This is a genomic window from Variovorax sp. RO1 (assembly GCF_002849325.1).
GTDB lineage: Bacteria > Pseudomonadota > Gammaproteobacteria > Burkholderiales > Burkholderiaceae_C > Variovorax.
In genome coordinates this window covers 158,604-184,469 of record NZ_PKMT01000006.1, presented here as the reverse complement: position 1 = coordinate 184,469, position 25,866 = coordinate 158,604, and the positions used below count along the sequence as shown (strand labels likewise).

At 67.8% G+C, this 25,866-nt stretch carries 24 protein-coding genes and 1 tRNA gene; 7 read left to right on the top strand and 18 right to left on the bottom strand.

Annotated elements, in window-relative coordinates:
• Positions 1 to 36: 36 nt before the first annotated feature.
• The 6 genes from clpP to CY658_RS25910 all read right to left on the bottom strand — a co-directional run bounded on the left by clpP (position 37) and on the right by CY658_RS25910 (position 8,804).
• Positions 37 to 645: an ATP-dependent Clp endopeptidase proteolytic subunit ClpP gene (clpP, locus tag CY658_RS25935; RefSeq protein ID WP_095745077.1), complete on the bottom strand. Its 609-nt coding sequence runs from the start codon at positions 643 to 645 to the stop codon at positions 37 to 39.
• A gap of 123 nt (positions 646 to 768) precedes the next feature.
• A complete protein-coding gene (gene tig, locus CY658_RS25930) occupies positions 769 to 2,082 on the bottom strand; it encodes a trigger factor (RefSeq protein ID WP_101492930.1) in 1,314 nt (437 codons plus the stop codon).
• A gap of 26 nt (positions 2,083 to 2,108) precedes the next feature.
• Positions 2,109 to 2,195 (bottom strand) — tRNA-Leu (locus CY658_RS25925).
• 206 nt (positions 2,196 to 2,401) lie between these two features.
• Positions 2,402 to 5,566: an efflux RND transporter permease subunit gene (locus CY658_RS25920; protein WP_101492929.1), complete on the bottom strand. Its 3,165-nt coding sequence runs from the start codon at positions 5,564 to 5,566 to the stop codon at positions 2,402 to 2,404.
• Positions 5,563 to 6,765, bottom strand: coding sequence for an efflux RND transporter periplasmic adaptor subunit (locus CY658_RS25915; RefSeq protein WP_101492928.1), 1,203 nt, complete (start codon positions 6,763 to 6,765; stop codon positions 5,563 to 5,565). The genes CY658_RS25920 and CY658_RS25915 overlap by 4 nt, the downstream gene beginning before the upstream one ends.
• 116 nt (positions 6,766 to 6,881) lie before the next feature.
• Positions 6,882 to 8,804 carry a potassium transporter Kup gene (locus CY658_RS25910; protein ID WP_441351221.1) on the bottom strand — a complete coding sequence of 641 codons (1,923 nt, stop codon included), beginning with the start codon at positions 8,802 to 8,804 and terminating at the stop codon, positions 6,882 to 6,884.
• A 19-nt stretch (positions 8,805 to 8,823) separates the two neighbouring features.
• On the opposite strand from CY658_RS25910, the gene hpnC reads away from it, so the two are divergent.
• The 4 genes from hpnC to CY658_RS25890 are packed head-to-tail and all read left to right on the top strand — an operon-like array spanning position 8,824 to position 12,232.
• Positions 8,824 to 9,798 carry a squalene synthase HpnC gene (hpnC, locus tag CY658_RS25905; protein WP_180839057.1) on the top strand — a complete coding sequence of 325 codons (975 nt, stop codon included), beginning with the start codon at positions 8,824 to 8,826 and terminating at the stop codon, positions 9,796 to 9,798.
• A complete protein-coding gene (hpnD, locus tag CY658_RS25900; protein WP_101492926.1) occupies positions 9,795 to 10,634 on the top strand; it encodes a presqualene diphosphate synthase HpnD in 840 nt (279 codons plus the stop codon). The genes hpnC and hpnD overlap by 4 nt, the downstream gene beginning before the upstream one ends.
• A gap of 19 nt (positions 10,635 to 10,653) precedes the next feature.
• On the top strand, positions 10,654 to 11,919 hold the full coding sequence (gene hpnE / locus CY658_RS25895) for a hydroxysqualene dehydroxylase HpnE (RefSeq protein ID WP_101492925.1): 1,266 nt from the start codon (positions 10,654 to 10,656) through the stop codon (positions 11,917 to 11,919).
• 4 nt (positions 11,920 to 11,923) lie between these two features.
• Positions 11,924 to 12,232, top strand: coding sequence for a hypothetical protein (locus CY658_RS25890; protein ID WP_101492924.1), 309 nt, complete (start codon positions 11,924 to 11,926; stop codon positions 12,230 to 12,232).
• A 15-nt stretch (positions 12,233 to 12,247) separates the two neighbouring features.
• Here the strand turns inward: CY658_RS25890 and CY658_RS25885 are convergent, their stop codons facing one another.
• Positions 12,248 to 12,889: a LysE family translocator gene (locus tag CY658_RS25885; protein ID WP_101492923.1), complete on the bottom strand. Its 642-nt coding sequence runs from the start codon at positions 12,887 to 12,889 to the stop codon at positions 12,248 to 12,250.
• 120 nt (positions 12,890 to 13,009) lie between these two features.
• Here CY658_RS25885 and CY658_RS25880 point away from each other — a divergent pair, with 120 nt between their 5' ends.
• Positions 13,010 to 13,315 (top strand): NIPSNAP family protein, encoded by a 306-nt coding sequence (locus tag CY658_RS25880; protein WP_062475864.1) that lies wholly within the window; start codon positions 13,010 to 13,012, stop codon positions 13,313 to 13,315.
• Between the two features lie 12 nt (positions 13,316 to 13,327).
• Here CY658_RS25880 and CY658_RS25875 read toward each other — a convergent pair whose 3' ends face one another.
• Entirely contained in the window at positions 13,328 to 14,059 is a 732-nt protein-coding gene (locus CY658_RS25875; RefSeq protein ID WP_101492922.1) for an HAD family hydrolase, read from the bottom strand.
• 15 nt (positions 14,060 to 14,074) lie between these two features.
• Between CY658_RS25875 and hemH the strand changes: the two genes are divergently transcribed.
• Together hemH and CY658_RS25865 are read left to right on the top strand one after the other, a co-directional pair.
• Positions 14,075 to 15,115, top strand: coding sequence for a ferrochelatase (gene hemH, locus CY658_RS25870; RefSeq protein WP_101492921.1), 1,041 nt, complete (start codon positions 14,075 to 14,077; stop codon positions 15,113 to 15,115).
• Positions 15,112 to 15,963, top strand: a complete 852-nt coding sequence (locus tag CY658_RS25865) for a class I SAM-dependent methyltransferase (protein ID WP_101492920.1) — start codon at positions 15,112 to 15,114, stop codon at positions 15,961 to 15,963. The genes hemH and CY658_RS25865 overlap by 4 nt, the downstream gene beginning before the upstream one ends.
• A 6-nt stretch (positions 15,964 to 15,969) precedes the next feature.
• On the opposite strand, the gene CY658_RS25860 is transcribed toward CY658_RS25865, so the two are convergent.
• The 10 genes from CY658_RS25860 to CY658_RS25815 all read right to left on the bottom strand — a co-directional run bounded on the left by CY658_RS25860 (position 15,970) and on the right by CY658_RS25815 (position 25,806).
• Positions 15,970 to 16,476: a DUF1993 domain-containing protein gene (locus CY658_RS25860; protein ID WP_101492919.1), complete on the bottom strand. Its 507-nt coding sequence runs from the start codon at positions 16,474 to 16,476 to the stop codon at positions 15,970 to 15,972.
• Between the two features lie 52 nt (positions 16,477 to 16,528).
• Positions 16,529 to 17,401, bottom strand: coding sequence for an alpha/beta fold hydrolase (locus CY658_RS25855; protein WP_101493090.1), 873 nt, complete (start codon positions 17,399 to 17,401; stop codon positions 16,529 to 16,531).
• Between the two features lie 23 nt (positions 17,402 to 17,424).
• A complete protein-coding gene (locus tag CY658_RS25850) occupies positions 17,425 to 18,492 on the bottom strand; it encodes a branched-chain amino acid ABC transporter permease (protein ID WP_101492918.1) in 1,068 nt (355 codons plus the stop codon).
• Between the two features lie 13 nt (positions 18,493 to 18,505).
• Positions 18,506 to 19,486 carry a branched-chain amino acid ABC transporter permease gene (locus CY658_RS25845; protein WP_101492917.1) on the bottom strand — a complete coding sequence of 327 codons (981 nt, stop codon included), beginning with the start codon at positions 19,484 to 19,486 and terminating at the stop codon, positions 18,506 to 18,508.
• Positions 19,483 to 20,211 carry an ABC transporter ATP-binding protein gene (locus tag CY658_RS25840; protein ID WP_101492916.1) on the bottom strand — a complete coding sequence of 243 codons (729 nt, stop codon included), beginning with the start codon at positions 20,209 to 20,211 and terminating at the stop codon, positions 19,483 to 19,485. Before CY658_RS25840 ends, CY658_RS25845 begins: the two co-directional genes overlap by 4 nt.
• Entirely contained in the window at positions 20,208 to 20,972 is a 765-nt protein-coding gene (locus CY658_RS25835) for an ABC transporter ATP-binding protein (RefSeq protein ID WP_101492915.1), read from the bottom strand. Before CY658_RS25835 ends, CY658_RS25840 begins: the two co-directional genes overlap by 4 nt.
• A 50-nt stretch (positions 20,973 to 21,022) precedes the next feature.
• Positions 21,023 to 22,480, bottom strand: coding sequence for an extracellular catalytic domain type 2 short-chain-length polyhydroxyalkanoate depolymerase (locus tag CY658_RS25830; protein ID WP_101492914.1), 1,458 nt, complete (start codon positions 22,478 to 22,480; stop codon positions 21,023 to 21,025).
• Positions 22,481 to 22,654: 174 nt separating this feature from the next.
• Positions 22,655 to 23,842 carry a substrate-binding domain-containing protein gene (locus CY658_RS25825; RefSeq protein ID WP_101492913.1) on the bottom strand — a complete coding sequence of 396 codons (1,188 nt, stop codon included), beginning with the start codon at positions 23,840 to 23,842 and terminating at the stop codon, positions 22,655 to 22,657.
• A gap of 156 nt (positions 23,843 to 23,998) precedes the next feature.
• Positions 23,999 to 24,265 carry a hypothetical protein gene (locus CY658_RS25820; protein ID WP_101492912.1) on the bottom strand — a complete coding sequence of 89 codons (267 nt, stop codon included), beginning with the start codon at positions 24,263 to 24,265 and terminating at the stop codon, positions 23,999 to 24,001.
• Positions 24,262 to 25,806 (bottom strand): sigma-54 interaction domain-containing protein, encoded by a 1,545-nt coding sequence (locus CY658_RS25815; protein WP_101492911.1) that lies wholly within the window; start codon positions 25,804 to 25,806, stop codon positions 24,262 to 24,264. Before CY658_RS25815 ends, CY658_RS25820 begins: the two co-directional genes overlap by 4 nt.
• Positions 25,807 to 25,866: the final 60 nt, after the last annotated feature.

Genomic DNA, 25,866 nt, shown 5'->3' with positions numbered 1-25,866 from the left:
TTTTTGCCTTTTGGGCGCCCGAGGCGCCGGGCGGCTTTAACCGCGCTGGGCGACGACCTGGTCGACCAGGCCGTAATCCTTGGCCTCGTCGGCCGTGAGGAAATAGTCTCGCTCGGTGTCCGACTTGACCTTTTCTAGCGGCTGGCCGGTGCGTTCGGCCAGGATCCGGTTCATCTGGTCCTTGGTGCGCAGGATGTCGCGCGCATGGATTTCGATGTCGGTGGCCTGGCCGCGTGCGCCGCCCAGCACCTGGTGGATCATGATCTTCGAGTTGGGCAGCGAGAAACGCTTGCCCTTCTCGCCGGCCGCCAGCAGGAAGGCGCCCATGCTGGCCGCGAAGCCCAGGCACATCGTCGACACCGATGGCTTGATGAACTGCATGGTGTCGTAGATCGCCATGCCGGCGCTCACGCTGCCGCCCGGGGAGTTGATGTAGAACGAAATGTCCTTGTCCGGGTTCTCGCTCTCGAGAAACAGCAGCTGGGCCACCACGAGGTTGGCGGTCTGGTCGTTGACCTCGCCCACCAGGAAGATGATGCGCTCCTTGAGAAGACGCGAGTAGATGTCATACGACCGCTCGCCGCGGCCCGACTGCTCGACGACCATCGGGATCATGCCGAGGCCTTGAATTTCCTGTGCGCTCATGAATTTGCTCTCCGGAAAATGGATTCGTTCGCTCTGATTGAACTGTACGCCTGAGTGAAATGGGGCTCGTGCCGCAAAGCACAAGCCCCATCGGCGTTGCTGCATGCAGCGACGGAAACCAGCTTACTGCTGCTGCGCCATCAGTTCGTCGAACGACACCGACTTTTCGTTGACCTTGGCCTTGGCCAGCACGAAGTCGGTCACGTTGTTCTCGATGACCACGGCTTCGACTTCCGCCAGGCGGTTGTTGTCGCTGAAGTACCAACGCACGACGTCTTGCGGCTTCTCGTAGCTGGCGGCCAGCTCGTCGATGTGGGCCTTGATCTGCTCGGGCTTGGCCTGCAGTTCGTTGGCACGCACCAGCTCGGCCACCACGAGGCCCAGGCGCACGCGGCGCTCGGCTTGCGGGCGGAACACTTCTTCGGGGATCGGGGCCTTGTCGGCGTCCTTGATGCCGCGCTGCTTGAGCTCGGCGCGGGCGCCTTCGATCATGCGGGCGACTTCCGACTGCACGCTGGCGTTCGGCAGGTCGAGTTCGGCGTTGGCCACCAGCGCGTCCATGACGGCGTTCTTGTTGCGGGCCAGCAGGCGGAACTTCACTTCGCGTTCGAGGTTGCGCTTGATGTCGGCGCGCAGGCCTTCCACGGTGGCTTCGGCGATGCCGAGCGACTTGGCGAGCTGTTCGTTGACTTCGGGCAGGTGCGACGCTTCGATCTTCTTCACGGTGACCATGAAGTCGGCTTGCTTGCCGGCCACGTCCTTGCCGTGGTAATCGGCCGGGAACGACAGCGGGAAGGTGCGGCTGTCGCCGGACTTCATGCCGCGCACGGCGTCTTCGAATTCCTTGAGCATCTGGCCTTCGCCGACGACGAACTGGAAGTCTTCGGCCTTGCCGCCCTGGAAGGGCTCGCCGTCGATCTTGCCTTCGAAGTCGACCGTCACGCGGTCGTTGTCTTCGGCCACGGCGTCTTGGGCGCGCTGGGCGAAGGTACGGCGCTGCTTGCGCAGGATGTCCAGGGTCTTGTCGATGGCTTCGTCGCCGACTTCGGCCGACAGCTTCTCGACTTCAGCGCCCGACAGGTCGTTGATCTTGACTTCGGGGAACACTTCGAAGACCGCGTCGAAGGCGAGCTGGCCTTCGGGCGACTCTTCCTTCTCGGTGATGCGGGGCTGGCCGGCGACGCGCAGCTTGGCTTCGTTCGCGGCTTGCGAGAAGGCCTCACCGACCTTGTCGTTCATGACTTCGTAGTGCACCGAGTAGCCGTAGCGCTGGGCCACGACGTTCATCGGCACCTTGCCGGGACGGAAGCCGTCCATCTTGACGGTGCGCGCGAGCTTCTTGAGGCGCGAATCGACTTCGTTCTGGATGGTGCCGACCGGCAGGGTCAGCGTGATCTTGCGTTCGAGCTTCTCGAGAGTTTCAACGTTCACGGTCATGGTGTCTTCCTTGTGAGGGGTGTGGCTGGTGCGCGGGGCCGGACTCGAACCGGCACGTTCTTGCGAACGTCAGGACCTAAACCTGGTGCGTCTACCAATTTCGCCACCCGCGCGATGCCAAATTTCAGGTGAATGCAAAGGCGGACGGCCTCGGCGCTGCAGGAAAACCCGCTGGCCCAAGACCGTCCGCCTGAAATCGGTCAACCGCGCATTTTAAACGCAAGAATGGGGGCCTTCCGGCTTCCCCCTTTCGGGGATTTCACCCACGCTCGCGCAAGGGCTACGGACCGCGCGAAAACGGCCCGTGGAAAGCGCCTTTTCAGGCCGCTTGCGGCTCCCGCTTGATGCGGAAGGCCGCGGCATACATCGCCGGCAGCGCCAGCAGCGTCAGCACGGTGGCCACGATCAGCCCGCCCATGATGGCCACGGCCATCGGCCCCCAGAACACGCTGCGCGACAGCGGAATCATCGCCAGCACCGCCGCCGCAGCGGTCAGCACGATGGGCCGCAGGCGCCGCACGGCCGATTCGACGATCGCGTCCCAGGCCGGCACGCCGGCCGCGCGGTCGCTCTCGATCTGGTCGATCAGGATCACGGCGTTGCGCTGGATCATGCCCATCAGCGCGATCACACCGAGCAGCGCCACGAAGCCGAAAGGCCGGTTCAGCAGCAGCAGCGCGGCGGCCACGCCGGCGATGCCCATCGGGCCGGTGATGAACACCAGCAGCGAGCGGCTGAAGCTGTGCAGCTGCAGCATCAGCAGCGTGAACACCAGGAACAGCATGATCGGCACGCCCGCCACGATGGAGGCCGAGCCCTTGCTGCTTTCCTCGACCGCGCCCGCCACCTCGATGCGGTAGCCGCCCTGCCCGGCTGCATGCCAGCCGGCTTCGAGCTCTCGCAGCTTGGGCAGCAGCTGTTCGGTCACGGTGGCGCCCTGCAGGCCTTCCACCACGTCGCCCTGCACGGTGATCGCGTAGTCGCGGTTCTCGCGCCACATCACACCGGGCTCCCAGGTGAACACCGGCCGGGCGATCTGTGTGAGCGGGATCGAACGGCCCGTGGTCGTCGGGATGTAGGCGTTGCCGATGTCCGAGATGGCCTCGCGCTCGTCGGCCGACTGGCGCAGCACGATGTCGATCAGCTGGTCGTTCTCGCGGTACTGGCCGACCGTGGTGCCACTGAACATGGTGCGCGAGGCCTGCGCGATGGCCTGGCTGGTCACGCCGAGCGCACGCGCCTTGGCCTGGTCGATCTCGAGGCGGATCACCTTGACCGACTCGTTCCAGTTGTCGTTCACGCCGCGCATGTTGGCGCTCCCGCGCAGCACGGCCTTCACCTCGTCGGCGCGGGCGCGCAGCTGGGCGGGCTCGGTGCCGATCACGCGGAACTGCACCGGGTACGGCACCGGCGGGCCGTTGGGCAACAGCTTCACGCGGCCGCGCACCTCGGGGAATTCTTCGGCCAGCAGTGCGGGCAGGCGCAGGCGCAGTCGCTCGCGCACCTTCAGGTCCTGCGCCAGCACGATGAGCTGCGACACGTTCGTCTGCGGAAAGACCTGGTCGAGCGGCAGGTAGAAGCGCGGCACGCCCGATCCGATCCAGGTGCTGACGGTCTTCACGCCCTCTTCCTTCATCACGCGCTGCTCGACGCGCTTGGCCACCTCTTCGTTGGCCGCGAACGAGGTGCCTTCGGGGAACCAGAGGTCCACCATGATCTCGGGCCGGCTCGAATCGGGGAAGAACTGCTGCTGCACCTTGCCCATGCCGAAGATGCCGAGCGCGAAGATCAGCACGGTGGCGCCGATGGTCAGCCAGCGGTGCTGCACGCACCAGTTCACCGCGCGGCGAAAGCCGTTGTAGAACGGGGTGTCGAACAGCTCGTGCGGCGGCGCGTCGGGGTCGTGCGGCTTCACCTTGAGCAGCAGCGTGCCCAGGTACGGCACGAAGTACACCGACACGATCCACGACAGCACCAGCGCGATCACCGTCACCGCAAAAATCGCGAAGGTGTACTCGCCCGTCACCGACTTGGCGATGCCGATCGGCAAAAAGCCTGCCGCCGTGATGAGCGTGCCCGTGAGCATCGGCTTGGCCGTCACGTCGTAGGCGAAGGTGGCGGCGCGCACCTTGTCGTAGCCCTCTTCCATCTTCCGCACCATCATCTCGACCGCGATGATCGCGTCGTCGACCAAAAGGCCGAGCGCGATGATCAGCGACCCCAGCGATATCTTGTGCAGCCCGATGCCGAAGTAGTTCATGGCCAGGAAGGTCACGGCCAGCACCAGCGGAATGGTGATCGCCACCACCAGGCCCGGGCGCATGTCGATGTACCAGCCGAAGCGCCCGCCCTTGTGCAGGCCGAGCGCGATGATGCTCACGGCCAGCACGATGGCCACGGCCTCGATGAGCACGCCGACGAATTCGTTGACCGAGCTGGCCACCGACACCGGCTGGTCCTGCACCTGCGCCAGCTTCACGCCGGCCGGCAGGCGCTGGCCGATGGTGGCGGTGGTGGCCTTCAGCGCCTTGCCCAGCGCGATGATGTCGCCGCCCTTGGTCATCGACACGCCGAGCGCGATCACTTCCTTGCCCTGGTGGTGCACCTTGACGGCCGGCGGATCGACATAGCCGCGGCGAATCTCGGCGATGTCGCCGAGCTTGATCTGGTTGCCCGAGCTGCCGCGGATCGGCATCTCGCGCAGCTGCTCGACACTGGTGAACTGGCCGCCCACGCGCACCTGCACCACGTCGAGCGGTGACTGGATCGTGCCGGCGCTTTCCACCGCGTTCTGCGAGCCGAGCTGTGCCAGCACGGCGTTGAAGTCGAGGCCCAACTGGGCCAGGCGCTTCTGCGAAATCTCGATGAAGACTTTTTCGTCCTGCACGCCGAACTGGTCGACCTTGGCCACGTCCTTCACGCGCAGCAATTGCTGGCGCACGTCGTCGGCCAGCGTCTTGAGTTCGGCGTAACTGAAGCCTTCGCTCTCCAGCGCGTAGATCACGCCGTAGACGTCGCCGAAATCGTCATTGAAGAACGGCCCCTGCACACCCGCGGGCAAGGTGCCGCGCATGTCGCCGACCTTCTTGCGCACCGTGTACCAGACGTTGGCCACCTCGGCGGCCTTCGACGAATCCTTGATCTGGAAAATGATCTGCGACTCACCGGGCTTCGAATAGCTGCGGATCTTGTCGGCGTACGGCGCTTCCTGCAGCGTGCGCTCGATCTTGTCGGTGACCTGCTCGGCCACCTGCTGCGCGGTCGCGCCGGGCCAGTAGGTGCGCACGACCATCGCGCGGAAGGTGAACGGCGGGTCTTCGTCCTGGCCGAGCTGGAAGTACGCGAAGGCGCCCAGCACCATCAACACCACCATCAGGTAGCGCGTGAGCGGCCCGTGGTCCAGCGCCCATTTGGAAAGATTGAAGCCGGCGGGTTTGTGTCCGGGAGTTTCAGGGTTCTCGGGGGTCGCAGGGCCTTCCGTCATTTGGCGGCACCCGTTGCGATCTCCTTCTTCGTCGCGGCCACGGCCTCGACGGCCTGCTGCTGCGCCTGCGCCTGCTGCTGGCCGTTGGCGGCGGCCGCCATGGCCTCCTTCGACTGGTAGACCGTGACCTTCTGCCCCGGCGACAGCACGTGCACGCCCGCGGCCACGACCATCATGCCGGGCGCCAGGCCCGAGCCGATCACCGCTTCGTTGCCGTCGGCCGTGACCACCTGCACCGGCTGCGAGCGCACGGTCATGCTGTCCTTGTCGAGCACCCATACTGCCGAGCCCTTGCCTTCCTGGCGCAACGCGCTGGTCGGCAGCTTGATCACCGCAACGTCGGTGCGCGCCAGGGCCTGCGGCCTTGCGTAGACCGTGGCGCCGAGTGCCGGCGAGGTCGCGGCATCGATCGACACCTTGACCGAGTAGGTGCGCGTGACCGCGTCGGCACTGGCCGCCACCTCACGCACCTTGCCCTGCAGCACCTCGCCGCCGGACCAGCCGCGCACCGCGACCGGCGAGCCGGGCTTGATCAGCGCGGCGCGGTCTTCGGGCACCGCGAACACCACATCGCGCGCGCCGTCCTGGGCGATGCGCACGACCGGCGTGCCGGCCTGCACCACCTGGCCCGGCTCGGCCTCGATGGCGGTGATGACACCCGCCACATCGGCCACCAGCGTCGTGTAGCTGGCCTGGTTGCCTTGCGAAGCGAGCTGCGCCTGCGCCTGTTCGAGCTGCGCCTGCGCGGCCTTCCAGGTGGTTTCGCGACGTTCCAGTTCGGCGCCGCTGATGAAGTTCTGCGAGCGCAGTTCGGTGTAGCGCTTCAGGTCGGCAGCCGCGAGGTCGCGGTTGGTCTGCGCGGCGGCCTGCTGGGCGCGGGCGGCGTCGGCGGCCAGGCGGTAGTCCTGCGGATCGAGCTGCGCCAGCACTTGGCCGGCCTGCACGTGCTGGCCGAGCTCGGCCTGGCGCTTGGTGATTTTTCCGGCGACGCGGAAGCCCAGACGCGACTCCACGCGCGCCCGCACCTCGGCCGAGAACTCGGGCTGGGCGTCGTAGTCGCTGGTGCCGACGGTCACAAACTTGACCGCCCTCACGGGCTCCTGGGCAGGTGGTTTCGGCGAACAGCCGGCCAGAAATATGGCGGGAAGCAGCAGCCAGGCGGCGCTGCGGGCACGGAGTGAGGCGGCGGAGGCGGTCATGAGACACCCAAGAAGAGAGGAACCGGGCCATTAATGACCCACCGGTTAGTAATCTAGGGTAAACGTTAAACAGTGTCAATGACCCGCGGGTCAGTTGAGCAAATGTTTGCTTTGCGCTACGTCCGCTGCCCCATCTCGACCAGCCGGTTGTCGGGAAGCTCGAAGTAATCGGATGCCCGGCCCGCGTTGCGCTGCAGCCAGCCGAACAGCACCCGTCGCACCGGGTTCATGCCCGGCAGGTTCTCCTCACCCACCGAGGCGCGGGAGACAAAGTACGAGGTCTTCATCGAGTCGATGGCCAGCGTCTTCTGGTAGGCCAGGATGCGGATGAACTCGGGCACGTCGGGCCGCTCCATGAAGCCGTGCCGCGCGGTGACCACCCAGATGCCGTCCATCAGCTGGTCGGCCTCGATGCGCAGGCGCGCGTCCACGCGCGGCGTGTCGCACGAGAGCACGCGCAGCACGATCACCTGCTCGTGCAGCACCTGGTTGTGCTTGAGGTTGTGCAGCAGCGCGTGCGGCACCGCCGTGGCGTCGGGGTTCAGGAACACCGCCGTGCCGCTCACCCGGTGCGGCAGGTGGCGCGCCAGCGACTCGACGAACGGGCGCAGCGGCAGGCTGTCGGCCGCCGCCGCTTCCAGGCCCAGGCGCCGGCCCTTGGCCCAGGTCGTGAACAGCACCATCACCCCGGCCGCCACCGCCAGCGTGAGCCAGCCACCCTCGGCCACCTTCAGGCTGTTGGACACCACGAAAGTCAGGTCGACCACCGCGAAGGCCAGCACGCCGACCACCACCGCCACCTTGTTCCAGCGCCAGAGGCCCCAGGCGACGATGCCGGCCAGCAGCGTGGTCGTCACCATCGTGATCGACACGGCAATGCCGTACGCCGCCGACAGCGCGCCCGAACTGCGGAAGCCCAACACCAGCAGCAGCACGCCCACCATCAGCAGCCAATTGACGGCCGGCACGTAGATCTGCCCGATGGCCGTGCCCGAGGTCTGCACCACGCGCATGCGCGGCAGGTAGCCCATGCGCATCGCCTGCGCAGTAAGCGAGAAGGCGCCCGAGATCACCGCCTGCGAAGCGATCACCGTGGCCATCGCGGCGAGCACCACCATCGGCAGCACGCCCCACGACGGAAAGAGCCGAAAGAACGGGTTGTCGATGGCCGCCGGGTTCGCCAGCACCAGCGCGCCCTGCCCGAAATAGTTGAGCACCAGTCCCGGCAGCGCGATGAAGATCCACGCCAGCCGGATCGGCCTGGCGCCGAAGTGCCCCATGTCGGCATACAGCGCCTCGCCGCCCGTGAACGCCAGGAACACCGCGCCCAGCACCGCGAGCGACTGCGCCCGGTGCTCGACCAGAAAGCCCACCGCCCGGCGTGGGTCGAGCGCCGCCAGCACCTGCGGCTGCTGCAGCACCTGCCAGAGGCCGGCCAGGCCCAGCACCAGGAACCACAGCAGCATCACCGGCCCGAAGATCTTGCCGACCACGCCCGTGCCTTTTTTCTGCACCATGAACAGCCCGATGAGGATGGCCACCGTGATCGGGATCACCGCGCGCTGCAGCACCGGCGCCTGCACCTCCAGGCCCTCGACCGCCGACAGCACCGAGATCGCCGGCGTGATCAGGCTGTCGCCGTAGAACATGGCCGCGCCCACCAGGCCCAGCAGCCCGATCCCGCGCCACACCCAGGGCCGGGTCTTCGAGCCCGACACCGCGTTTCGCGCCAGCGCCTGCAGCGCCAGGATGCCGCCTTCGCCGTCATGGTCGGCGCGCAGCACGAACACCACGTACTTGAGCGTCACCACGAACATCAGGCCCCAGAAGATCAGCGAGAGCAGGCCCAGCACCGCATCGGGCGAGAACGGCACGCCGTGCTCGGGGTTCATCGTCTCCTTGAAGGCGTACAGCGGCGAGGTGCCGATGTCGCCGAAGACGACGCCCAGCGCCGCGATCATCAGCCCCGGCCCGGCCGGATGTGCGGTGTCGCCCGAAGCGGGAAGCGAGGTCCCGGAAGCCGCGGCAGTTGCTTTCATCGTCATGGGCGAAAGAGAGATGGAAAGTGGCGACGCCGCCAGCATAGTGCCCGGACATGACGTCGCCGACAATCGTGGCGTGTCCGCCACTCCCCCCCACGCCGCTGCGCCGGCCCATTACGAAAACTTCCCCGTGGCCTCGTGGCTGTGCCCGCCGCACCTGCGCCCGCCGATCGCCGCGATCTATCACTTTGCCCGCACCGCCGACGACATCGCCGACGAGGGCGACGCCTCGCCCGATGCGCGCGTGGCCGAGCTGCGCGCCTACCGCGAGGAACTGGCCGCCGCCGCGCGCGGCGAAGCATTGCCCGACTCGCGCTGGCCCCATGTGTTCGGCCCGTTGGCCTGGGCCATCACCGAGTACCGCCTGCCCGAAGACCTGCTCGCCGACCTGCTCAGCGCCTTCATGCAGGACATCGAGAAGACCCGCGACCGCGGCACGTATGCCGACCGCGCCGAGCTGCTCGACTACTGCCGCCGCTCCGCCAACCCGGTCGGCCGGCTGCTGCTGCACCTGTACGGCGTGACCGATGCGCAGGCGCTGGCCCAGAGCGACGCCATCTGCAGCGCGCTGCAGCTCATCAACTTCTGGCAAGACCCGAGCGTCGACCTGCCGCGCGGGCGCTTCTACTTTCCGCGCACCGACTGCGCGCGGCGCGGCCTGACGTCGGAGCATTTCAAGGTCTTCGAACCGCTGTCGCCGGCCCCGCCGCCGCAGGAGGCGATCAACCTGATCGCCGTGGTGGCCTTCTGGGCCCGCGAACTCATGACCGAGGGCGCCCCGCTCGTGCACCGCCTGCCAGGCCGCGTGGGCTGGGAGCTGCGCCTCGTCGTGCAGGGCGGCCTGCGCATCCTCGACAAGATCGAGGACCTGGGCTTCGACACCTTCACGCAGCGCCCCACCGTCGGCAAGGCCGATGCGCCGGTGCTGCTCTGGAAGGCATGGCGGATGCGGAGACAATCACGCCCCATGAAAGCAGCGCCTCCCCGATGAATCCCGAGCAATACGTGCAAGACAAGGCCGCCGCTTCGGGCAGCAGTTTCTATTACGCCTTCCTGTTCCTGCCCAAGCCGCGGCGCGCCGCGATCACGGCTTTTTATGCCTTCTGCCGCGAGGTCGACGACGTGGTCGACGAAGTGACCGACCCCGGCGTGGCCGCCACCAAGCTCGCCTGGTGGCGCACCGAGGTCGCCCAGGCCTTTGCCGGCACGCCGCGCCACCCGGTCATGCAGGCGCTCATGCCGCATGTTGCGGCCTACGGCATCGAGGCACGCCAGCTCCACGAGGTGATCGACGGCTGCCAGATGGACCTGGACCAGACCCGGTATCTCGACTTTCCCGGCCTCGTGCGCTACTGCCACCTGGTGGCCGGTGTGGTGGGCGAAGTCGCGGCGCGCATCTTCGGCCAGACCGATCCGCAGACCACCGCCTACGCCCACAAGCTCGGCCTGGCGCTGCAGCTCACCAACATCCTGCGCGACGTCGGCGAAGACGCGCTGCGCGGTCGCATCTACCTGCCGGTCAACGAGCTGCAGCAGTTCGACGTGAAGGCGCACGAGATCCTCAACCGCATCCATTCCGACCGTTTTGTCGCGCTCATGAAGTTCCAGGCCCAGCGCGCCCACGCCGCCTACGACGAAGCGCTGGCCCTGCTCCCGCTGGCCGATCGCCGCACGCAGAAGCCCGGCCTGATGATGGCCAGCATCTACCGCACGCTGCTGCGCGAGATCGAAGGCGACGACTTCCAGGTGCTGAACCAGCGCGTCAGCCTGACACCCGTGCGCAAGCTGTGGCTGGCATGGAAAGTCCAGGCGCTGGGCCGGATATGACGCCCCACCCTTCGTGCCCATGAGGCTCGCCGTCATCGGCGCCGGCTGGGCCGGCCTCGCCTGCGCCGTCGAGGCCACGCGCCTCGGCCACGCCGTCACCTTGTTCGAAGCCGCGCCGATGGCCGGCGGGCGGGCGCGGCGGGTCGATCACATGCATGGCATGGCGCTCGACAACGGCCAGCACATCCTGATCGGCGCCTACACCGCCACGCTGGCGCTCATGCGCGACGTGGGTGTGGATGTTGACACCGCCCTCCAGCGCCTGCCGCTCTCGCTGCGCTTTGCCGACGGCGGCGGGCTGCAGCTGCCCGCGGGCCGGCCGCCCCCGCTCGATCTGCTGATCGGCATCTTCACGGCACGCGGCTGGCGCTGGCGCGACAAGGCCGCGCTGCTGTCCACCGCCGTGCGCTGGCGCCTCGCGGGCTTTCGCTGCGCGCCCGGCACCAGCGTCGCCGCGCTCTGCACCGGGCTCACGCCGCGCGTCATGCAGGAGCTGATCGAGCCGCTGTGCGTCTCGGCGCTGAACACGCCCGTGTCGCAGTCGAGCGGTCAGGTGTTCCTGCGCGTGCTGCACGACGCGCTGTTCAGCGGGCGCGGCGGTGCCGACCTGCTGCTGCCGCGCGTCGACCTCGGCGCGCTGCTGCCCGACGCCGCGCTGGCGTGGCTCGCCCAGCACGGCGCCACCACGCGCATCGGGCACCGCGTGCGCGCCATCGCGCCCGAAGGCGGCCAGTGGCGCGTCGATGACGAACTCTTCGACCAGGCCGTGCTCGCCGGCGCCCCCTGGGACGCCGCACGGCTCGCGCGCGCCACCGGCCTGCCCGCTGCGTCGCGCTGGTGCAACGTCACCGAGTCGCTGCGCTTCGAGGCGATTGCCACGGTCTACGTGCGCGGCGCCGCGCCACTGGCCGAACCGATGCTCGCGCTGCGCAGCCAGCCGGGCAGCGCACCGGCCCAGTTCGTGTTCGATCGCGGCCAGCTCGGCGGACCTGCGGGCGTGCTCGCTTTCGTCGTGAGCGCCAACGAAACGCCGCGCGAGACGCTCGAAAAACAGGTGCTCGCCCAGGCCGGCGCGCAGCTCGGGCAACCAGGCCTGACGCCGATCCAGACCGTGGTCGAAAAACGCGCCACCTTCGCCTGCACGCCCGGCCTGGCGCGCCCGCCAGCCATCATTGCGCCGGGGCTGCAGGCTTGCGGCGACTACACCGAAGGCCCCTACCCCGCCACGCTCGAAGGCGCCGTCCTCAACGGACTGGCCGTCGCGCGCGCGCTGGCCACGCCGTGACCCCATGACCACGACCCTGCGTTACCTCGATTTCGACTACAGCGAAGACACCGAAGACCACGGCACCTTCGACGCCATGGCCTCGACCCCGCCCGAGCGCACGCCCGAGGTGGAAGCCGAGATTGATTTGGTGCTGGCCTGGGCCGAGGGCACCTTCCCGGGGGCGCGCGGCGCGCTCGATGAAGGCGCGATGTGGGACTGCGACGTGCAGCGCACGCAGGAAGAGAACCCGCGCCTGGACACCCTCACGCTCTCGCTCAGCGGCACCGCCGACTTCTGCGCGGCGCTGCGCGAGCGCTTCGGGCTCGACTGAAAAGCGACGGCCGACTCAGGCCGTCTTGTTGCGCAGGCGCAGCAGGCTCAACCCCAGCAGCACGAAGGCACCGCCCGACACGCGGTTGAAGAGCTGCGCTCGCTTCGGGTTCGCGAACTGCTTCTTCAGCAGGCGCGCCAGCAGCACGTACGAGCCGTGCGCCAGCACCGAGCCGGCCGCGAAGGTCGTGGTGAGCACGGCGAACTGCGTGAGGATCGGCGCGTCGTGCGTGAGGAACTGCGGGAACAGCGCCGAGAAGAACAGGATGCCCTTGGGGTTGGTCAGCGCCACCGTCACGCCATGCCCGAACAGCCGGCGTGCGGAACGCGAAGGTGCCGGTGCACCCGAAGGCTGCAGCTCGGCGAACACGCTCGTGCGGCTGCGCCACTGCCGGATGCCCAGGTACACGAGGTAGCCCGCGCCCGCCACCTTCAGCACCATGAAGGCCGTGGCCGAGGTGTTGAGCACCACGCCCAGCCCGCCCATCGCGGCGGCCGACACCAGGAAGAGCCCGCAGGCGTTGCCCAGCGAACTGATCATCGCGCGGCGCGGGCCGACGGTGATGGCATTGGAGACCGCGAGCAGCACGGCCGGACCGGGCGTGAAGGCGACGAGCAGGGTCACGCCGCAAAAGAGGAGCCAGGTGGAGAGATGCATGGGAGGAAATTCGCGCGGACGCGATGAAGAAAGCAGTGAAAGGAGGCAGCCGCAAAACTATAGTCCGGGCAGCCGCGTGCCGCTCGGGCCGCGCCGATAGTCCCTAGACCCCCGTCACCCATGATCACCTGCTACCTGCGCTACATCGTCGATCCCTTCAAGCTCAAGGAATTCGAGCACTACGGCAAGCTCTGGATTCCGCTGGTCGAGAAGTTCGGCGGCCAGCACCACGGCTACTTCCTGCCGTCCGAAGGCGCGAACAACGTGGCGCTGGCGATGTTCAGCTTCCCCAGCCTCGCCGCGTACGAAACCTACCGTGCCGACTCGATGCAGGACGCCGACTGCCAGGCCGCCTTCCGCTACGCGGAGGAAACGCGCTGCATCGTCAGCTACGAACGCAGTTTCTTTCGACCCGTGTTCCGCTGACCCGAAGAAAGCTCAAGCGCCCAGCGCGATGCACAGCGCGTGCAGGTTCGGCACGATCAGCTGCGGCCGCGCGCCGTGCTCCCACGGGCGCTCGTCGCGCACCAGCCACGCCGCCTGCATGCCGGCGTTGAGCGCGCCCACCACATCGAGCGCGGCATCGTCGCCCACGTGCAGCACGTCTTTGGGCAGCAGGCCGACCGAGGCCGCCGCGGCGCGGAAGATCGGCGCGTGCGGCTTGCCGCTGCCGAAGGCGCGCGCATTGAAGGCAGTGCGGAACCACCGGCCGACGCCGGTCTTGTGGATGTCGGCGTTGCCGTTCGACACCGCCACCAGCGGGTAGCGCTCGCTGAGCCACTTGAGCGCCGGCAGCGCGTCGTCGTACAGCGTGACGCGCTGGCGCTCTTCGAAGAAGGCGTCGAAGGCCGGGTCGGCCAGCGCCGGGTCTTCGCCCGCGCGCGTGAGCGCCGTGCGGATCGACTCGCGGCGCAGCGCACTCAGGTCGTGCGCGAGGTCGGAACGCTCCTTGGCGGTGGCTTCACGCAGCTCGCGCAGCACGCCCGGCGTGAGCAGCAGCGAGGCCGTCTTGGGCGCCTCGCGCAGCAGCCACTCGTGCAGCACGCGCTCGGCGCGTTCGATGGTCGGCCAGATCGGCCACAGCGTGTCGTCGAGGTCGAGCGTGATCGCCGAAATGCGCGAGATGTCGAGCTGCGTGGCGCCGCCGGGCGCCGGGGAAGCGGAAGTCATGCCTGAGAATATCGCATGCCTCTCGCCCCCCAAGACAGTCAGAACAGCAAGAACGACCGCACCGCCGTGCTCTGGTGCAACCTCGGTTCGCCCGATGCGCCCACCGCCGCCGCGGTGCGCCCCTACCTCGCCGACTTCCTGGGCGACCCGCGCGTGGTCGAGATTCCCAGGGTGCTTTGGGCGCTGATCCTGCACGGCATCATCCTGCGCACGCGGCCCGCGAAGTCGGCTGCGAAGTACGCGAGCATCTGGCTGCCCGAGGGCTCGCCGCTCAAGGTCTGGACGCAGAAGCAGGCCACCCTGCTGGCCGGCTGGCTCGGCGAACGCGGCCACCGCGTGACGGTGCATGACGCGATGCGCTACGCCAACCCGTCGATCGCCTCGCGGCTCGACGCATTGCAGGCCGAGGGCGCCACGCGCGTGCTGGTGCTGCAGGCCTATCCGCAGTACTCGGCGACCACCACGGCCAGCGTGATCGACGCGGTGAACGCGTGGAGCCGCCGCCAGCGCCGCGTGCCCGAATTCCGCTTCGTCAACCAGTACCACGACGACCCCGCCTACATCGAGGCGCTGGCCCAGGGCATCGAGAAGCACTGGAAGACCGAAGGCCGCGGCGAGCTGCTGGTGATGAGCTTCCACGGCATTCCCGCGCGCAACATCGCGCTCGGCGATCCCTACGAGGCGCAGTGCCTCGAAACCGCGCGCCTGCTCGCGGCGCGGCTGGGCCTGGCGTCCACGCAGTACCGCACGACCTTCCAGTCGCGCTTCGGCCGCGCCAAGTGGCTGGAGCCCTACACCGAGCCGACGCTGCGCGAACTCGGCGCCAGCGGCGTGAAGCACGTCGACGTGGTGTGCCCGGGCTTTCCGGCCGACTGCCTCGAAACGCTCGAAGAGATTGCGATGGAAGGTCGCGAAGCCTTCCTGCACGCGGGTGGTGAACGCTTCGGCTACATCCCCTGCCTCAACGACAGCCCGGCGTGGATCACCGCACTCACGGGCATTGCCGAACGCCATCTGGCGGGCTGGCCGACCCGACCAGACACGACAACACCATGAAGAAAGACCTGCACGAAGCCAACCGCCAGTCGTGGAACGCAGCCACGGTCGCGCACAACAGCCACAAGGGTGACCAGGCCGCCTTCTTCCGCGCGGGCGGCTCCACGCTGTTCCCCGAGGAAAGCACCCTGCTCGGAGACGTGAACGGCCTCTCGGTGCTGCACCTGCAGTGCAACGCGGGACAAGACAGCCTGAGCATCGCGCGCCGCGGTGCACACGTGACCGGCGTCGACATCTCCGACGAAGCCATCGACTTCGCCACCAAGCTTTCAACCGACTCGGGCGTTGCGGCGCGCTTCGAACGCGCGGACGTCTACGACTACTTCGAGGCCGCCGCCGCGCGCGGCGAGCGCCACGACCTCGTGTTCTGTTCGTACGGCACGCTGTGCTGGCTGTCCGACCTCGGCGCGTGGGCGCGCGGCGTGGCACAGCTGCTGAAGCCCGGCGGTCGCTTCGTGATCGTCGAGTTCCACCCGTTCGCGCTGGTGTTCGATCCGCAGTGGAAGTTTCACTACGACTACTTCAACGACGCGCCCGTGCCCGAGGAAGGCGTGGGCGACTACGTGGCCGAATCGGGCGACGGCCTCGTGCCGGACGACCGACCGATGCCCGGCGTGCAGGGCTTTCGCAACCCGCACCCGAGCTTCGAGTTCACCTGGGGCGTGGGCCAGGTGACGACCGCGCTCGCGCAGGCGGGCCTGGTCATCGAGCGTTTCGAGGAGTACCCGTACACCAACGGCTGGAAGCCCTTCGAGGGCATGCGTGACATGGGCGGACGGCGCATGGCGCCGCCCGAAGGCATGCCGCGCATTCCGCTGATGTACGCGCTGGCGGCGCGCCGCGTCTGAACAAACTCAGAAGCGGCCGAGGTAATCCATCTTGCCGACGGGCACGCCCTTGTGGCGCAGCACGTCGTAGGCGGTGGTCACGTGGAAGAAGAAGTTCGGCAGTGCGAACTGCAGCAGGTAGCGCTGCGCGGTGAAGTGCGCTTCGCCTTCGCGCGCCTTGATGGTCACGGGGCGTTCTTCCTGGCCGTCGATGAGCGCGCGGTCCACGGTCGCCAGAAAGTCCTGCGTCTTCACGATGCGCGCCAGCAGGTCGTCCCAGGTCTTTTCTTCGTCGGGAAAGCTCGGAGCGGTGATGCCCGCGATGCGCGCCGTGCCCAGCTTCGAGGCGTCGCTCGCGCGCTGGATCTGGCCGGCCAGCGTGAGCATGTCGGGCGCGAGCCGCGCGTCGACCAGCGTCGCCGGATCGATGCCCTGGGCCTTCGCATGCGCGAGGCCCTTGTCGAGCAGGTGGGTGAGTTGGCCGAGTCCGCGCGTGAAAACCGGCACGGACAGGTCGTACATCGAGAGGGCCATGGCGAGGTGGTCTTGGAGTTGAAGTCGGCCGGATTGTGATCCGGCCGTGCCTTCAACGACCGGCCGCGCGAATAAACCCTTCGATCGGGTCCAGTTGCTCCGCCACGTTGAGCGCGGGCGCGTGACCGCAGCCCGCAACCTCGATCACCTGCAGGCGCCCGGCCGCGCCCGGCCCGCGCCGGTGCATCTCGTCGATCACCTCGGGCAGCACCAGGTCGGACTCGGCGCCGCGCAGGCACAGCACCGGCGCCTCGATCACGTCGTAGTGCGGCCAGATCAGGTAGTCGTTGTCGTGCGCGCTGAACTGTTTGACCATCGCCGGGTCGTAGTGCGGCGTGACGCGGCCGTCGGCCAGCCGGCGCGTGGAGCTTTCGGTCAGGCGGCGCCACTGCGCATCACTGAGCCAGCCGTAGGGCTTGTAGACCGTGCGGAAGAACGCCTCGAGTTCGGCCACCGTGTCGAAGGCCGGCGGATCACCGGCATAGGCGCGGATGCGCTCGATGGCGGCCTGCGCGAGCTGCGGCGCGTTGTCGTTGAGCGTGAGGCTGGCGATGCGCGCCTTCATGCGCGGCTCGAACAGGCCCGACGCGCAGACCGTGCCGATCGCGCCGCCCATCGAGGTGCCCACCCAGTGCACGCGGCCCAGCCGCAGCTCGTCGCACAGCGCATTGGCCAGGCGCGCGTAGAACGCGAGCGTGTATTCGTCGTCGGGCGCCGGGCTCCACTGGCTCAGGCCGCGCCCCAGCGTGTCGGGGCAGATCACGCGAAAGCCGCGCGCCGCGAAGTGCTGCGCCAGCTCGTCCATGTCGCGGCTGGTGCGCGCCAGGCCGTGCCAGGCGATGACGACGGGCGCGTTGGCGGCGCCCCAATCGAGCCAGTGAATTTCACGGCCGCAGAGCTGGGCGTAGTGCGATGACGGCGTCATGGTGCTGTTGTTGTTGCCGTCATTCATTTCGCCGCCCTCGCCCTCAACTTGCCAACGATGCCCGTGGGGAAGTAGTAGACCGACAGCACGAACAGCACGCCCAGCCACAGCAGCCAGCGGTCGGGCGACAGCAGCGCCGCGAGCCACGGCAGGCCGCTGGCGGCTTCGCTGCCCATGCGCAGCAGGTCCTGCAGATAGCTCTGCGCCACCACGAACAGCACCGCACCGATGGCCGCGCCGTAGATCGTGCCCATGCCGCCGATCACCACGATGAGAAGCACGTCGATCATGATCTCGAAGCTCAGCGAAGTGTCGGGCCCGTTGTAGCGCAGCCAGATGGCGAGCATCGCGCCGGCCAGCGTGGCGAACAGCGCCGACAGCACGGCCGCCGTGGTGCGGTACACCACCACGCGGTAGCCGATGGCCTCGGCGCGGAACTCGTTCTCGCGGATGGCCTGCAGCACACGGCCGAAGGGCGAGTTCACGATGCGCAGCATCGCCAGCACCAGCACCACCGCCGCCACGAACAGCAGGTAGTAGCACAGCAGCCGCCCGTCGAGCGAGACGCCGAGGAACGGCTCTTCGGCGAACTCGAAGCTCGGCGAGATCAGCTCGGGCAGCTTGAAGGTCAGGCCGTCTTCGCCGCCGGTGAAGTCCGACAGCTGCGAGGCCAGCGTCTGGAATGCCGAAGCCACGGCCAGCGTGATCATCGCGAAGAAGATCGCGCGCACCCGCAGTGAAAAGAGGCCGATGGCCAGCGAGAGCACGAGCGAGATGGCGAGCGACGCACCCAACCCCACCAGCACCGCGCCCCAGTTGGGCCCCAGCCGCGACGCCGAGATGGCGATGCCGTAGGCGCCGATGCCGAAGAACATCGTGTGCGCGAAGCTCACGATGCCGGTGTAGCCCAAGAGCAGGTCGAAGCTCGCGACCAGCACCACGAACACCAGGATCTTGGCCGCGACGCTGAGCGCCTTCACGCCCGGGAACAGGAACGGCGCGAACGCCAGCGCCAGGAACAGCGCCACCAGCAGCAGCGCCAGCAGGCGACTGCGCGGCATGTCGTTGGAGAGAAGTCGTTTCAGGAACATGACGGCTTTCTCCTCAACGGTTCGCCACGGGATACACGCCCTGCGGGCGCCACAGCAGCACGGCCACCATGAGGAAGATGCTCGCGAACTGCGTGAGCGTGGGCAGCAAAAAGCCGATGTAGTTCGTCATGAGCCCCACCAGCAGCGCGCCGAGCAGCGCCCCGCCGGTCGATCCCAGTCCGCCGATGATGATCACGATGAAGATCAGCACGTTGACCTGCGCGCCCATCTGCGGCACCAGGTTCTGCTGGAACAGCCCCCACATCACGCCGCCCAGGCCGGCCAGCGCGCTGCCCACCACGAACACGCCAACGAACAGACGACCGATGCGGTAACCCAGCGACTCGACCATCTCGCGGTCTTGCACGCCGGCGCGAATGAGCAGGCCGATCTTGGTGCGGCCCAGCGTCCAGGCGAGCACGCCGAACACCACCACGCCGACCGCAACGGCGAGCAGGCGGTACTTGCTGATGGCGGCGTCGCCGATCAGCAGCGAGCCGCGCAGCGCCTCGGGCAGCGGCAGTGGAATCTGCGCCGGGCCCCAGATCACCTTGATGAGCTCCTCGCCGATGATCATGCCGCCCATCGTGATGAGGATCTGCTTCAGGTGCTGGCCGTACACCGGCCGCACGATGAAACGCTCGAAGGCCAGGCCGATGGCGCCGGCCACCGCCATTGCGGCGAGCATGGCCGGGAACACGGCCACGAGGTTGCGCCACAGCTCGCCCGAGCCAGTCCAGTCGCCCATGAGGCCGAGCACGCTGCTGGCCACGAAGGCGCCCAGCGCAATGAACACGCCGTGGCCGAAGTTCAGCACGTCCATCAGGCCGAACACCAGCGTGAGGCCCGAGGCGATGATGAAGATGATCATGCCCATCGCCAGGCCCGCCACCGTGAGCGTGAGCCAGGTGGAGAAGGAGCCGGTGAGCGGCAGCGCGACGAGCGCGAGAACGGGGGCAAGAAGCAGTGGCTTCCAGTCGAAGTCGAGTTTCATAGGGCAAGTCCGAGCAGCGATTGCTGCAGTTGCGCATCGGCGGAAAACGCGGCCATCGAGCCGCTGTGCACCACGCGGCCGTTGTCCATCACCGCGACGGTGTCGCCCAGGCGCTGGGCGAAGTGGATGTTCTGTTCGACCAGCAGGATCGTCACGCCGCTGCGCTTGAGCTCGCCGAAGGCTTCGATCATGTTGTTGATCATCACGGGCGCCAGGCCCTTGCTCGGCTCGTCGACGATGAGCAGCTGGCGCGGCTCGACGATGGCGCGCGACACGGCCAGCATCTGCTTTTGCCCGCCCGACAGCTTGCCGGCCGGGTGGTTCCAGAATTTCTCGACCGCGGGGAAGAGCTTGAAGATCCACTTCAGCCGCGTGTCGTCGATGGCGTCGGCGTTCTTCGCGCCGCGCGCGGCCAGCACCATGTTCTCCTTCACCGTGAGGTCGGAAAAGATGCCCATGTTCTCGGGCACATAGGCCACGCCGAGTCCGGCGATCTGCGGCGTGTGCATGGCCGTGATGTCCTTGCCGTCGAACTGCGCCCTGCCCTGCGACGCATGCCACAGGCCCATGATGGTTCGCAGCGTGGTGGTCTTGCCCGCGCCGTTGCGGCCCAGCAGCATGGTGAGCTGGCCCCTGGGCACGGCCAGGTCGACGCCGTGCAGGATGTGGTACGCCCCGATGTGCGTCTGCACGCCTTCGAGGGTCAACAGGTTGTCGGCGCTCATGCGGCCTCCTTCGCGATGCCCAGGTAGGCCTCTTGCACCACGGGCGAGGCAATCACCTCGGCCGGTTCGCCGTCGGCCACGAGCGTGCCGTTGTGCAGCACGATGATGCGGTCCGCGAGTTCGCGCACCACGTCCATCTTGTGTTCGACCAGCAGGATGGTCTTGGTCTTGTCCTGCTTGAGCTTGCGGATCAGGTCGAGGATGACGGGCGCCTCGGCCGCGTGCATGCCGGCCGTGGGCTCGTCGAACATGAAGACCTTGGGCTCGAGCGCCATCAGCAGCGCCACCTCGAGCTTGCGCTGGTCGCCGTGCGGCAGGCTGGCCACCGTGGCGTGGGCGCGCGGCTCGAGCGCCACGTCGGTCAGGATCTGGTCGGCGCGTTCGGTCAGCGCCTTGTGGTCGCTCCAGATGCTCCACAGGTTGAGCCCGTTGCGGTGCGCGCCGGCACGCGTGGCCTGCACGGCGAGCCGCACGTTCTCCAGCACCGTGAGGTTCGGGAACAGATTCGTGAGCTGGAACGCGCGCCCCAGCCCGGCGTGCGTGCGCGCCGACGGCGACAGGTGCGACAACGGTTGCCCGTCGAGCGACACCGTGCCGGCCGTGGCCTTGAGCTGCCCGGAGATCAGGTTGAAGTAAGTGGTCTTGCCCGCACCGTTGGGGCCGACGATGGCCGTCAGCGTGCCTGGCGCGAATGCGCAGCTCACGCTGTTGACGGCCACGTGCCCTCCGAAGCGGATGGTCAGATCCCGGGTCTCAAGCATTGTGGAAAGGTCCTTGCGAATCGAAAAAAATCAGTGTTCGGTGAGCGGCCTCAACAGGTGCCGATCACGTAGTAGTTGGTGCCCGTCTGCTTCAGCGTGGTCATGGCGTAGATGTTCCACAGGCCCATCGACTGGCCCGAGCCGTTGGCATAGGTCAGGCCCCACAGCGCATAGGCGCGCCCGGCCATGGTGTGCGTGTAGTTGCTCGCGGTGTAGCACGTGCCCCCGCCGCCGCCCGGGCCCGCTGTGGTCGCGCCCGTGGCGGCCGCCGACATCGCGCCTTCGACGTTGCTCGCGTTCAGCGCGGCCACGGTCCAGCTGTAGGTGGTCGACGCGGCCAGGCCGGTGTCGGTGTAGCTGGTGCCGGCCACCGGCGAGGCGTTGACCTTGCTACCGCCGCGGTACACGTTGTAGCCACTGGCGCCCGAGACGCCGGCCCAGCCGACGACCATGCTGCTGCTGGTCGCGCCCGAGGTGCCCACGCCCGTGGGCGCCGGCAGCCCGCCGCCGCCGGCCGAACCGGTCACGCGGTCGATCATGGCCTTCATGGCCGCCATCTGCGGGCCCGACTTCTTGGCGTAGTTGGCGCTGTCGTAGCCCCACCAGTCCCAGCAGCTGTTGGTGGCCGCGGTGCTGGTCTGCGGATAGATCAGGATGATGTTGTTGGTGTCGGCCCAGCGGTTGTAGCCCGTCTTCTTGACGTACTGGTCGCTCACGTCGGTGTAGTTCTGCTTGCAGCCGTGCAGCACCAGGTGCACGCGGCACGAGGTAGTGGTGCAGGCCTGCGGCACGTAGAGCCAGCCGGTGGCGGCCACGCCATGGCCGGTGACGAACTCCGACTGGTTGAACTCGGTGAAGGTGCCGCCGAGCGTGCCGTTGTTGCGCGGGTTCAGCGGCCCGTACAGCTGCGTGAGGATCTCGCCCGCGAGGTCGAAGCCGCAGTTGTTGATGTACGGCGCGGCCGTGGTGCTGCAGGCGCCGCCGTAGTCGTCGGTGACCATCGCGTGGCCCGCGCCGAGGTTGTTCTTGTAGACCGTGTTGGCGGCCGGCACGAAGCTCTGGTAATAGGTCTTCAGGTCGTCCATCACCGGCTGCTTGACGGTGTTGTCAGACGTGCCCGAGAACAGGTAGACCTTGGAGTTGGTGAGGTTCGACACCGGGTCGATCGCGCCGCTGGCAGCCCAGCTGTTGGTGGTGCTCACGAGCGTCGACACCGGAATGCTGGTGCTGTGCGTCATGCAGCGCCCGGTGGCGTTGAGCACCGAGCCTTCGGCGCAGTAGTACGGGCCGCCTGCGACCACGCCCGCGCCGCGCTTGAAGGTGGCCGAGTAGGCCACGTGCAACTGCACCGCCATGAAGCCGCCGGCCGACAGGCCGGACACGCTCACCTCCGCCGGGTTGGCGCCGAGCGCCGGCAGTGGCACGGCCGCCGTGGCGGCCTGCGCCGCCGCCGTGATCACCGCTGCTGCGGCAAACCCCTTCCAGTTGTTCCATCGCATCGCTGGCATCGCTGTCTCCTATTGGTTTATGTATCGAACGCTTGCTTGCAGACTGACGAATCGGCCGTGGAGCGCGGCAACTTGCGCGGACGCAGGCTGGCGCTTCGCCCGGCGGCCATCCGGGGCGAAAAGGGGGCGGCGCCTGCATGCGCGCCGCGGGTTCAGGGGGCGATCAGCGCGTGTTCAGCGCTTATTTTTGATGGGGATGTCCATCTCTTCAGGCTTGATCTCGTGCACCAGCTCCGGCACGCCCCACGCGAAGGCGGGGTCGGCCTTGATCTTGAAGTGGTACATCGACTGCATCGCCTGATGGTCTTCCTTGCGGAAGGTCATCTTGCCCTTGGGCGTGTCGAAGCTCATGCCTTCCATCGTGCTGATGAGCTTGTTGGTGTTGGTGTCGCCGTTGGTCTTCTTCAGCGCCGTCACCACCGCCATTGCGGCCGAGAAACCGCCGGCCGTGAAGAAGTCCGGCGGCGTCTTGAATTCCTTGTAGTGGGCCGCGACCAGCGCCTCGTTCACCGGGTTCTTCGGGATGCCGAAGTAGTAGTAGGCCGCGCCTTCCATGCCCGGCAGCGACTTGTAGGCCGCCATGGCCGGCAGGATGTTGCCGCCGGTGGCGATCTCGATGCCGTAGCGCTTCAGGTCGAGGTCGACGATCTTGAACGGATTGCCCGCGCCGGCCCAGACGATCCAGATGATCTTGCGGCCCGGCTGGTCCTTCAGCTTGTCGATCAGGCGCTGCGCGCCGGCCGTGAAGTCGGTGGTCGTGGGCGGCAGGTATTCCTCGTGCGCGAGCTTGGCTTTCTTCAGCGCGGCGCCGAAGGCCTTCACGCCGTCGCGGCCGAAGGCGTTGTCTTGTGCGAGCGTGGCGACGGTGACGCCGGCCTTGTCGATGGCCACGGCGTTGGAGATGGCGTCCTGGCTCGAGTTGCGGCCGGTGCGGAAGATGTACTTGTTCCACTTGTCGCCGGTGATCGAGTCGGCCACGGCGGGCTCGACGATCAGGATCTTCTTGTATTCCTCGGCCACCGGCAGCATGGCCAGCGCCACGCCCGAAGCGGTCGGGCCGACCGCGAGCGCGGCCTTGTCGTCGGAGTACGCGGCAGCCAGCAGCGACTTGCCCAGGTCGGGCTTGCCCTGGTCGTCCTTCTCGAGGACCACGAGCTTCTTGCCGTTGACCATCATCGTGCCGCCGGTGGCGTAGTTCAGGCCCATCATCAGGCCGGTCTGCGTCTGCTTGCCATAGGCCTCCAGCGCGCCGGTCTTGCTGTAGACGTGGGCGATGCGGATCTCGTTCGATTGGGCCCAGGCGGGCAGGGTTGCGGCGGTGGCGCCCAGGGCGGCCAGGGCGATGAGGTGGCGACGGTGCATGTCTTGTCTCCTGATAAAGGTGACTGAATATTGCACAGTTCGTGCCACCCACCTAAGCCATTGATAACAAAGGCTTCCTCATTCGGGCGCAACCGGTTTCGCCTGATTTCAGTGCATTCGTGTTGCCTTGTTTTCAGACAACTGTCTTTTAATCAGTCAGGGTTTCCCAGCAGAGTCGCGGCGCGCCGCGAGCCAGCCTTCGAACTCGCGTTCGGCCCGCATCCGCAGCGCGTTGCGCGTGTGGTTGCACACCGCGTGCGCGAGGCGCCGGTGCTTCTGCTGGCGCATGCCGCCCAGCGTGGCGTCGAGCAGGTGTTCGATGGTGGCCGACTCGGGCCGCCCATGCGGTTCGTCGAAGTCCATCGGCAGGCCGCACCAATGGCAGTTCGGGCCGAAGGTGGAACGCAATGCCTTCACGCTCATGACAAGCCCATCCCGGTCATGCGCTCGTACAGCGTGGCGCGCGAGATGCCGAGCAGCCGCGAGGTCGCGAGCTTGTTGCCGCCCGTGCTTTCGAGCGCGGCGGCAATCGCCTTGCGTTCCAGCTCGGCCACCTGCTGCGACAGCGGGCGCAGCAGCGCAGCCTCCTGGTCGACATCACGCAGGCTGTGCGAAGTGTCGGGCGCCTCGATCTGTTCCAGCCCCGCCTCGCGCAGGATGCGCTCGAGCTGCGCGGCATCGATGCGCTGCGAGTCGCTGCGCATCGTCACCTGCTCCAGCACGTTGCGCAGCTCGCGGATGTTGCCGCGCCAATGCTGGCCGGCCAGCAGCGCGAGCGCGTCGGGCGTGAGTTCGGGCGGCGCCTCGCCGCTGCGCAGCGCCATGTCCTCGCCCAGCGCCTCGACCAGCGCCGGGATGTCGCTGCGCCGCTCGCGCAGCGGCGGCACGCGCAGCGGCAACACGTTGAGGCGGTAATACAAGTCTTCGCGGAACAGCCCGCGCCGCACCAGCTCGGGCAGGTCGCGCGAGGTGGCGGCGATCACGCGGGCGTCGAAAGGAATCAGCTTGTTGGAGCCCAGCGGTTCGATCTCGCCTTCCTGCAATGCGCGCAGCAGCTTGGCCTGCAGGCCGAGCGGCATGTCGCCGATTTCGTCGAGGAACAGGCTGCCGCCGTCGGCCAGCTTGAACTTGCCTTCGCGCCCTCGCTTGTCGGCGCCGGTGAAGGCGCCGGGGGCGAAGCCGAAGAACTCGGCTTCGAGCAGCGTGTCGGGCACGGCCGCGATGTTGACGCTGACGAACTGGCCCTTGGCGCGCGTAGACGAGGCATGGATCGCATGCGCCAGCAATTCCTTGCCGGTGCCGGTCTCGCCGAGCAACAGCACCGGGCTGGTGGACTGCGCGGCGCGGCGCGCATGGCGCTTCACCTCCACGGCCGCCGGGCTGCTGCCGATGAAGCTCGCGAAGGTGTACTTGGAACGGCGTTGGCCGTCGGGCGCGTGCTGGTAGAGCGGGTTGTTGCGCTGGCTGGCCAGCTCGCGCCGCGCGTCGTCGAGGTCGCGCTGCAGCAGCGCGAACTTGCTGATGAGCGGCTGCAGCGTGGTCTCGGGCTGGTCGAACAGCACGATGCCGATGGCGCCGATCACTTCGCCCAGGCCCCGGTCGCCGTCTTCACGCTCCTCGCGCAGCGGGATGCGGCTCACGACGAAGGTGCCGGCCTTGTTGGTCAGCAGGTCGATGAGGATCGGCTCGCCCGTGTCGAGTACGCGGCGCATCATGGTGTTGGGAATCACGTCCTCGACCATGTGCCCCATGAACTCGTCGATGGACGAGAAGCCCAGCGCCGGCAGGAAGCGCCTGTAGCCCTCGTTCACCCAGACGATGCGCCCGCTGCGGTCGACCAGGAACATGCCCTGGCTGATGCTCGAAAACAAATGAAACATCGAGCGCGCGGCGAGCGCGAGGATGCCTTCGGCGTCCAGGGGCAAGGCGGGCGGCGGTGCGGCGGCGGAGGGAGCAACGGGCATGCGCGGATCGTACTGTGTGCGGCGCCCTCCCCTGCGCGGGGCCGGCCCTCGCTCACCCCC